This is a genomic window from Thalassovita mangrovi (assembly GCF_009857745.1).
Classification (GTDB): domain Bacteria; phylum Pseudomonadota; class Alphaproteobacteria; order Rhodobacterales; family Rhodobacteraceae; genus Thalassobius; species Thalassobius mangrovi.
Map to the genome: position 1 here is coordinate 1 of NZ_WWEN01000023.1, position 1,232 is coordinate 1,232.

The 1,232-nt window shown below is 62.0% G+C and carries 1 protein-coding gene; it reads left to right on the forward strand.

Annotation, left to right across the window (positions count from 1 at the left end; all coding sequences use genetic code 11):
• The coding region (gene tuf / locus GR167_RS20065; RefSeq protein WP_160975517.1) for an elongation factor Tu at nucleotides 1-1,176 on the forward strand (1,176 nt) is incomplete at its 5' end.
• Nucleotides 1,177-1,232: the final 56 nt, after the last annotated feature.

Below are 1,232 nucleotides of genomic sequence, written 5' to 3' on the forward strand. Positions count from 1 at the left end.
ATGGCAAAGGAAAAGTTTGAGCGTTCTAAACCGCACGTTAACATCGGCACGATCGGCCACGTTGACCACGGCAAAACCACGCTGACCGCAGCAATCACCAAGTATTTCGGCGAATTCAAAGCCTACGACCAGATCGACGGCGCGCCGGAAGAAAAAGCCCGCGGGATCACCATCTCGACCGCACACGTGGAATACGAGACCGAAGCGCGTCACTACGCCCACGTCGACTGCCCCGGCCACGCCGACTACGTGAAGAACATGATCACCGGTGCGGCGCAGATGGACGGCGGCATCCTGGTTGTGAACGCAGCTGACGGCCCGATGCCGCAGACCCGCGAACACATCCTGCTGGCCCGTCAGGTCGGCGTTCCGGCGCTGGTCGTGTTCCTGAACAAGGTCGACCAGGTCGACGACGAGGAACTGCTGGAGCTGGTGGAAATGGAAGTCCGCGAGCTGCTGTCGGCCTACGACTTCCCCGGCGACGATATTCCGATCATCGCAGGTTCGGCTCTGGCCGCTCTGGAAGGCCGTGACCCGGAAATCGGCGAAAACAAGATCCGCGAACTGATGGCGGCCGTGGATGAATACATCCCGACCCCGGCCCGTGCCGTGGACCAGCCGTTCCTGATGCCGATCGAAGACGTGTTCTCGATCTCGGGCCGCGGCACCGTTGTGACCGGCCGTGTGGAACGTGGCGTTGTGAATGTCGGCGACGAACTGGAAATCGTCGGCATCAAGGACACCCAGAAGACCACCTGTACCGGTGTTGAAATGTTCCGCAAGCTGCTGGACCGCGGCGAAGCCGGCGACAACATCGGCGCGCTGCTGCGCGGTATCGACCGTGAAGCGGTCGAGCGCGGCCAGGTTCTGTGTAAGCCGGGTTCGGTGAACCCGCACACCAAGTTCGAAGCCGAGGTCTACATCCTGACCAAGGACGAAGGCGGCCGTCACACCCCGTTCTTCGCGAACTACCGTCCGCAGTTCTACTTCCGGACCACCGACGTGACCGGCACCGTGACCCTGCCGGAAGGCACCGAGATGGTGATGCCGGGCGACAACCTGAAATTCACCGCCGAGCTGATCGCCCCGATCGCGATGGAAGAAGGCCTGCGCTTCGCCATCCGTGAAGGCGGCCGCACCGTGGGTTCGGGCGTCGTGTCGAAAATCCTCGAGTGATCAACTCGCTGATCTGAATAGAGAAGGGCCGCCCAAGGGGCGGCCCTTTTTCGTTG